This is a genomic window from Streptomyces sp. AB3(2024), from assembly GCF_041862025.1.
Classification (GTDB): Bacteria; Actinomycetota; Actinomycetes; order Streptomycetales; family Streptomycetaceae; genus Streptomyces.
In genome coordinates this window covers 85,918-92,949 of the sequence record NZ_JBGWAB010000017.1, presented here as the reverse complement: position 1 = coordinate 92,949, position 7,032 = coordinate 85,918, and the positions used below count along the sequence as shown (strand labels likewise).

Annotated in this window: 8 protein-coding genes and 1 pseudogene; all 9 read left to right on the top strand. The window is 69.6% G+C overall.

The window, feature by feature from the left end; all coding sequences use genetic code 11:
* Window positions 1-1,145 (top strand): annotated as a pseudogene (locus tag ACEPPI_RS10455) (hypothetical protein); the annotation flags it as partial.
* Window positions 1,146-1,173: 28 nt separating this feature from the next.
* Entirely contained in the window at window positions 1,174-1,359 is a 186-nt protein-coding gene (locus ACEPPI_RS10450) for a hypothetical protein (RefSeq protein WP_373914950.1), read from the top strand.
* A gap of 88 nt (window positions 1,360-1,447) precedes the next feature.
* Window positions 1,448-1,648 (top strand): hypothetical protein, encoded by a 201-nt coding sequence (locus tag ACEPPI_RS10445; protein WP_373914949.1) that lies wholly within the window; start codon window positions 1,448-1,450, stop codon window positions 1,646-1,648.
* A 51-nt stretch (window positions 1,649-1,699) separates the two neighbouring features.
* Entirely contained in the window at window positions 1,700-1,927 is a 228-nt protein-coding gene (locus tag ACEPPI_RS10440; protein WP_373914948.1) for a hypothetical protein, read from the top strand.
* A 101-nt stretch (window positions 1,928-2,028) separates the two neighbouring features.
* Window positions 2,029-3,336, top strand: a complete 1,308-nt coding sequence (locus tag ACEPPI_RS10435) for a hemopexin repeat-containing protein (RefSeq protein ID WP_373914947.1) — start codon at window positions 2,029-2,031, stop codon at window positions 3,334-3,336.
* Between the two features lie 377 nt (window positions 3,337-3,713).
* The gene (locus ACEPPI_RS10430) at window positions 3,714-4,895 is read left to right on the top strand and encodes a helix-turn-helix domain-containing protein (protein ID WP_373914946.1); all 1,182 of its coding nucleotides are present in this window, start codon (window positions 3,714-3,716) and stop codon (window positions 4,893-4,895) included.
* Window positions 4,896-5,063: 168 nt separating this feature from the next.
* Window positions 5,064-5,270, top strand: coding sequence for a hypothetical protein (locus ACEPPI_RS10425; protein ID WP_373914945.1), 207 nt, complete (start codon window positions 5,064-5,066; stop codon window positions 5,268-5,270).
* Entirely contained in the window at window positions 5,267-5,515 is a 249-nt protein-coding gene (locus ACEPPI_RS10420; RefSeq protein ID WP_373914944.1) for a hypothetical protein, read from the top strand. Before ACEPPI_RS10425 ends, ACEPPI_RS10420 begins: the two co-directional genes overlap by 4 nt.
* Window positions 5,516-5,967: 452 nt before the next feature.
* Window positions 5,968-6,627 (top strand): rhomboid family intramembrane serine protease, encoded by a 660-nt coding sequence (locus tag ACEPPI_RS10415; RefSeq protein WP_373914943.1) that lies wholly within the window; start codon window positions 5,968-5,970, stop codon window positions 6,625-6,627.
* The last annotated feature ends 405 nt before the right edge of the window (window positions 6,628-7,032 follow it).

Genomic DNA, 7,032 nt, shown 5'->3' with positions numbered 1-7,032 from the left:
CCCAGGCCCCGCCCCCGGTCGCCGCCCCGGTCCCGCCCCCGAGCGCGGGCGTGCGCCCCGCCTGCGGCGGCGACACCGACTGTGCCTGCGGGGGCGGCGGACCCGGTGGCGCCCACCCCCTCGTCTACGCCATCGGCACCATCGGCTTCGACTACGAGACCGAGGCCCGCCGCGACAGCTTCCGCCAGCAGATGCCGTACGTCACCGTGACCATCGACGGCGAGGAGGTCGAGCAGCAACCGGACCCGTACAGCCCCAGGCAGCTACGGTCCTACCTGGCCTCCGCCCCCTGGGCCTCCGACAAGGTCACCTGGACGCTGACCCTCGACGGCGCACCCGTGTACGCCCTGGAGGCCGAGGCGCCGGTGGGCATGGACTGGAGCGAACCCATCGTCTCCCCGGAGGAGGCCCAGCGGGCCCGGCAGGCCGCCGCACACCTGGAGAGGAACGAGGCCTCGACGCTCTCGGACCTGATCAACCGACTCGCGAGTCCGCCCGTGTCCACCGTGTACCGGGTGTTCCGGGACGCCATCGTGGGCCAGGCGCTCGACCCGGAGAAGGATGAGGAGCGGGCCGGCTACGTCTCGCGCGTGTCGGTGCCCGGGATCCTCACCAACCGCACGAAGCGCCTCTTCAACGGCCAGCTCGTGCCCGTGGTCGAGGTGAAGAGCCGGGGCCTCTACACCTGGAACGAGACAGCGCTCGTCGACTCCGTCTTCGACAGCGTCATGAGGGACGCGAAGATCAAGCACGTCTCCGCCACCCACGAGAACGAGATCCGTCTGACGATCCGCTCCTTCCTCGACAAGATCTACTACCAGTTCCGCAACCTCGGCCAGACCTCGGCCGACCGGGCGCTGAACTACGCGGGGACCAACGCGTTCCTGATCGGGGGCCAGATAGTCCGGGGAATCCTCTCCGCGGGCCAGATACCCGGATCGAAGGGCGGCCTGTACTCGCTCGACACGATCACCGTCACCAAGAGCCCGTACTGCCGCGTCGGCTCGGATTGCCAGGACGTCGTCGTGACCCTCTTCGACCCGGAGGACGACCGCAGAGCCCGGCTCTCGTACCTCTTCACCATCGACGTGAGCGACGAGCTGCCGGTCAGCCTCGCTCCGGTCCACACGTTCCTCAACAGCTGATCCACGAGGAACAGGGAGGAGAACAGCCATGGACACCAGACACAACAGACCGGGAGGACTGCCTCCCCAAGTCCGGGCCGTCCGCCGCGACGACGCCGCGGCAGAGGCGGACGCCCGTCGGCAGGGCGTCGCGGCCGCCGCGTCGGGCTGCGCCAACCTCACCGGCATGGCCCGGCAGATGTGCTACGCGGGCCGGCACGGTCTCAGGGTCTGACCCCTGTCGGGGATCAACCCCCTGAGGGCACCGGCCCCTCCCCGAGGAAACAGAGGAAACAGAGGGAACACGAGGAAAGGACAACGTGATGTTCGACGAAACCACCCAAGAGGACACCGGCGCCACGCGCTGGTCCCCTGCCGGACAGCTGCGGCTGCAGCTCCCCCAGCAGTCTCCGCCCGTCCGCCGCGGCCGTCGCCCCGAGGGGCACGCCGGCACCTCCGGCGCCGAGGCCAGCGGACTGCTCAGCAAGATCGGTCAGGGTCTGGACGACCTGTGGCCGTTCTGAGCCGGCGCCCATGACCGGCCGACGACGCCATCGGACACCTGAGGAGGCATCATGCGACTCGACCTGCCGATCCAGGCACCGGCCGTGAACCGCAGGGTCCACTACCTGCCGTACCGCGTCGTCTTCACCGACCCTGAGGACCCCACCACCAAGGTCCACATGCAGCCGCTCGGCGAGTACGGCCCCCTCCCCGGGGACGCGCGAGCCCTGCTGTACGACTACGGCCGCGGCTGGCACTGTGCGCCGACCGTCGGCTGCCGGTGGACCGGACTCGTCTGACCGTGTGAGGGAAGGCAGGGGAAACACGGGAATCCAGGAAGGAAGGTGGACGGGCCGCCGCCCTGCCGGCGGCCCGCCCCCGCGTGGAAGGAGCCGAGACCATGGCGAACCTGCGGACTGCGATCTCCTGGTCGAACGACAAGACGTACCTCTTCTACGACGACGACACGTACGACCGCTACGACTGCGTCACCGGTCTCCGGGAGGACTCCGGACTCGGCATCGACCGGTGGGAGGGGCTCCCCGGCTCGCCCGAGGCCTTCGTCTGGTGGGGGGCGGGCAAGGCGTTCGCCTTCACCGGCGGCGACTACCGGCGGTACGACGACCCCTCCGACCGGGTCGACCCCGGCTACCCCCTCGCGATCGGCCCACAATGGCCCGGCCTCCCCGCCGGCGCGGACGGCGGCCCCGACTGGCGTACCGGCATCGACGCGGCCGTGAACTGGGGGAACGGCAAGCTGTACCTCTTCAAGGGCGACGCGTACGTGCGGTACGACATCACCGCAGACCGGGTCGACGCCGGCTTTCCCGTCAAGATCGCGGACCGCTGGACCGGGGTCTTCCCCGCGGACCTCGACGCCGTGGCGTACCCGGGCGGGCAGTACGCGTACTTCTTCCGTGGCGGGCAGTACCGGCGCTTCGACCTGGACGCCGACCAGGTGGACGCGAGCGGCCCCCTCGACGCCGCCTTCCGGCTCGCTCCCACCCCCTCCGGGGCGGTGGCCCCGGCCCGCCTGCTCACCCTCACCCAGGCGAACCGGCTGATGGCCGACCTGATCCGACGGGGGAAACTCACCCTGAAGAGCCCGGTGTTCGTGGACGGCCCGACCGGCATCGTGTCGCCGACGCCCACCCAGCGCGTCGTGGTGAGCCCGCCGTCGTTCGGCGGCATCCGCTACACGAACCAGATCGCCCCGACGTCCACGATCATCGACAACCTCGACCAGTGCATGCTGATCGCGCTGTACCGCCTCACCCGCTGGATCAACTCCTCGTCGCCGGACGTCACCGAACTCCTCCACCTGGGCATCGGGCACGGCGGGCCCAACCCGAAGGACTGCCACAACCAGGGCCGCGCGCTCGACCTCTCGGGCATCGTGGGGGAGCTGGACGGGGTCGCCTTCACCCGGCTGGTGCAACGGGACTGGGGCGACCTTCCCCGCACCCCCGGAAAGTTCCGCATCGACCCCGCGACGGACCCCCTCGCGTACGGGCTGTTCTCGACCGCCTTCCGCTTCGCCACGTTCGAGTGCGAGGCCACCGCCATCGGCCCGGCCAACAAGTGGCCCATGCCCGAGATCGGCGGCTCCGGCTTCGTGATCTACCCGGACTACACCGGCCCCGCCGCGCTGGTCAACGCCCACCAGAACCACATCCACATGCAGATCGGCCTCACGGTCCTCCCCTGAGGGGCACCGGAGGACCGGGCGACACCCCGCATGCCCCTGATCCCGACGCCGGCGCCGGATCCCCGGCTCGGCCCAGACACCGCGGAGCAAGCAACACCCGGGATCCCGGCGACCTGTTCCCCGCACCCGCAGGGATGACCCCGAACCCTCCAGGTCGCCCGTCCACATCTGCGCCTGCTCCCCGCACCCGCGGGGATGATCTCCAGGATCGCCGCGCAGCACATGGCCTGGCCGCAGGCGAGGAACATGGCAGGGAACGGTAGTTAGTCGCCGTTTTCGGTCGTCCCACGGGTATCCGGCGCCGCTGGCGCGGAATCCAGCGGCCGGACAGTGGACTTCCCCTTCCAGTACCGTCCCCGTGAGACGAAGGGGACGCCATGAAGTGGATCGAGCACACCACCGGCCAGCGGATCAAGCTCCTGCGCGGAGCCGTCACCCAGGAGCAACTCGCCCACAACGCCGGGTTGTCTATCGCCACGATCCGCAAAGCGGAGCAGGACCGCGGACAACTCTCCCTCCCCACCCTCCTCCGGCTCGCGCACGCCCTGGGCGCCGACATCTCCGTGATCGTGGGGCAGCAGGCCCCCCGCAGGGCACTGCTCGCGGACGACCGCCTCACGTTGCGGGAACTGTCGCGCACGGTCCACGACACCGCCGCGGGCGTCGGCACCGACCGGGAGCCAGTGGACTTCTCCGGCGATCTCGCGGCGGGCTGGGACGCCTACCGGGCAGGGCGCATCGGGGTGGCCGGCCAGTTCGCCGCATCCTGCGTCAAGGACGCGGCAACGGCCCTCGCGGGTGCCCCCGAAGGCCGCCGCATGACCGCACGCGGGTTCCTCGCCGACGCCTACCGCCTCTCTTCCTACGTCGCCAACCAGCTCGGAGCGCGGGACCTCGCGTACGCCGCCATCGGCCACGCAGCCGACCAAGCCCGGCGGGCCGGAGACACCTTGCGGGAAGCATCGGTTGCCTCCGGGCGCTCGTGGATCTACCTGCGTGACGCCCGTCTCGACGATGCCGAGCACACCGCGAGGATCTCCCACACCCGCATCGAACCGAGCTACAGCGACCGTGACCCCGTCGCGCTCGCCACCTACGGATGGCACGTGACCTTCGCGGCCGTCGTCGCGGCACGCAGGGGGGACACCACCACCGCAGATGACCTCCTCTCCCAAGGCTCGGCCGTCGCCGCGCGGCTGGGGCGGGACGTCATGGTCAACGGGACCGCGTTCGGCCCCGCCTCCGTCACCGCCCAGGCCATCGGCATCGCCGTCTCGACCGGGAAGGCCGGAAAGGCGCTTCAGCTCGCCGAGGATCTGCACGACCGGTCATCGCTGCATCAGGCCGCGCAGAACCGTCTCCAGCTCGACATCGCCCTCGCCCAGTGCGACACCCGGCAGTACGACACCTGCCTGGACACCCTGCTCACGGTGTGCACGGAGCACCCCGAATGGGTGCGGCACCAGACCCTCCCCGGCGTCATCGCCCAGCGGGCCGGCTACGCCACCACCTCCCGCTCCCGCAAGATCGCAAAGATCATCGGCGCCACCCTCGCGTAACTGCCACGGGGCGTAGCACCGTCTCCCGGGACGGATCGCCGTAGTGCTACGCCCTCGCTCTTCACTCTCCGCGTCGGCTCGATCACTCTGTAGGGGCCCCACAGGCAGCCGGTCCCAGTCGCCCCCTTCCGGGACCGGCTGCTCCCTCCCCTGACCGAGGATTACGCCGTGCCCGAACCCCTGTCCCGTCGCGTCCCCGCGAACCGGCTGATCGAGGACCAGCCCGCCGAACCCGTTCCCTGCGAGGCCTCCGCCGTGCCCGCCGGCGCCTCCGAGGTGTGCGGGCAGCCCTCCCCAGCCCTGATGGCGCGAGCGGAACGCGGGTGGGGAATGCTCGACGCTCTGCACGCCCGCGTCGGCAAGGCCGAGGAATGAGCGCGGCCGACGGATACGAACAGCACCCGCTCCTCCACAAGCACGTCCGTGACATCGCGTCCCGCGCGGAGGGCGAGCTGACGGCGGTGACGCGACAACTCCACACGGACGGCCGCACCGTCCGTATCGCGCACATCCGGCCGGAGAACGGGGTGGAACTGACCACCCACGCCGACAACATCGAACCTGCCGTCGGCGAGCACCCTCACATCCATGATCCCCCGATTCTGGACGTCTCTGGGTAGCCGCTGATCACAGGGATCGGCGATGCTGCCGACGGTATTGAGGAGCCGGTAGACCGATTTCGGCTGGGCGTGCGGGCATCTTGGGGCAAGGCGGTGGCGTTCGTGATCGTCCAGCGCCCGTGTTGCTGTGCTGGTCCGCCCCCTGGATCGCCGCCGCTGGGCCGGCAATCGGCAACGCCGCCCGGAGCGCCATCCTGCAGCGCGGTCCCCGCGATATGCCAGCCCATCACATGATCTTCCACCGGAACCGTCACGGCCTACCGTGGCCCGCTCAGGGCGTTCCTCACCGACATCCCCGCGCAGTCATCCTTGACGGCGGCCAGCACGAATTCCCCACGTATGGCCAGTTGGCGTGTCACTCTCCGTGTCGTTGACACGGGCAGGGGCAGTGCGTTTGCCACTCGCATTACAGTGCCTGTCGGCGCAGCTGCACCATCTGGCAAGGTTCGATCATGAACATGCACAGTGTGTTGCTGTATGGGTGCGCCGTGGTCGTCATCGTGTCGGGCATCCAACTCCTGGCGACGCTCGCCACGAAGGACCACAAGTCGATGCCTCCTCCCCTGGCCTTGTTGCGGACGTGGCGGCAGCCTGTCCCGAGAGCCGCCACGGGGCTGGTGGCCGCCATGATGGTGCTCGGCGTGGCCCAGACGGCTGCCCCCGCCATGATCGATGCGCTCGAGCGACACCCTCATGGTGCGTGGTGGCGAGCCATGACCGCCTTGATGGTGCAGTCCTCAGGCTGGTTCCAACTCCTGTTCAACCTGGCCGCGCTCGCGGTTGTCGCTCCGCTGACCGAGCGGCAGTTCGGCGCCTGGCGGACGTTGCTGGTCTTTACGGCCAGCGGCGTGACGGCGCAGGCGGTGAGCATGGCCGGCTGGAGCCTCCAAGGAGGCGGGGACTCCGTGGCGATCTGCGGCCTCGTGGGCGCACTCGCTACTTGGCACGCGGCGCGCGGCAGCGTCGTCGCCCTGCGGCGGGTGACTCTCCTCATCCCCGCCGCGGGTCTTGTCCTTTGCCTCCTCGCCAACAACCACGGCATGGGCCTTCTTGTCGGCAGCGCGCTGGGAGTCGGACTGGCAACGCCTGCCCGCCCGCCCCTGGCGGTGTGACTCAGCGTGATGACTGGCGGCCAGATAGTTCCCCAGGAACTGGCCGCCTGTGGGGAATTGCAACTGGCCACTGACAGTCATCCTGGATCCGATCATGCTTACTGGGCCTGATTTGTGGCAGGTGGACGGCAGCGTATGACTTCCGAGGTGCTGCTAGTTGAATTGTGATGAACAAGAGGATTGCCGGTTTCGGTGAAAGTGCCGAGAAACAGTCCGAGGCCCAAGTAAATTGCCAGGTCAGAAAGCCTGCTCCCCGCACCCGCGGGGATGACCCCGGCGAGGGCGCCCGGAGCCGCGAGGCCGAACAGGGCTCCCCGCACCCGCGGGAATGACTTCGAGATGGCTCGGGCCGGGCCTATCTCTGTCAGTCTTGCTGGCCAGTTCGGCATCAGGGGGTACGACGGC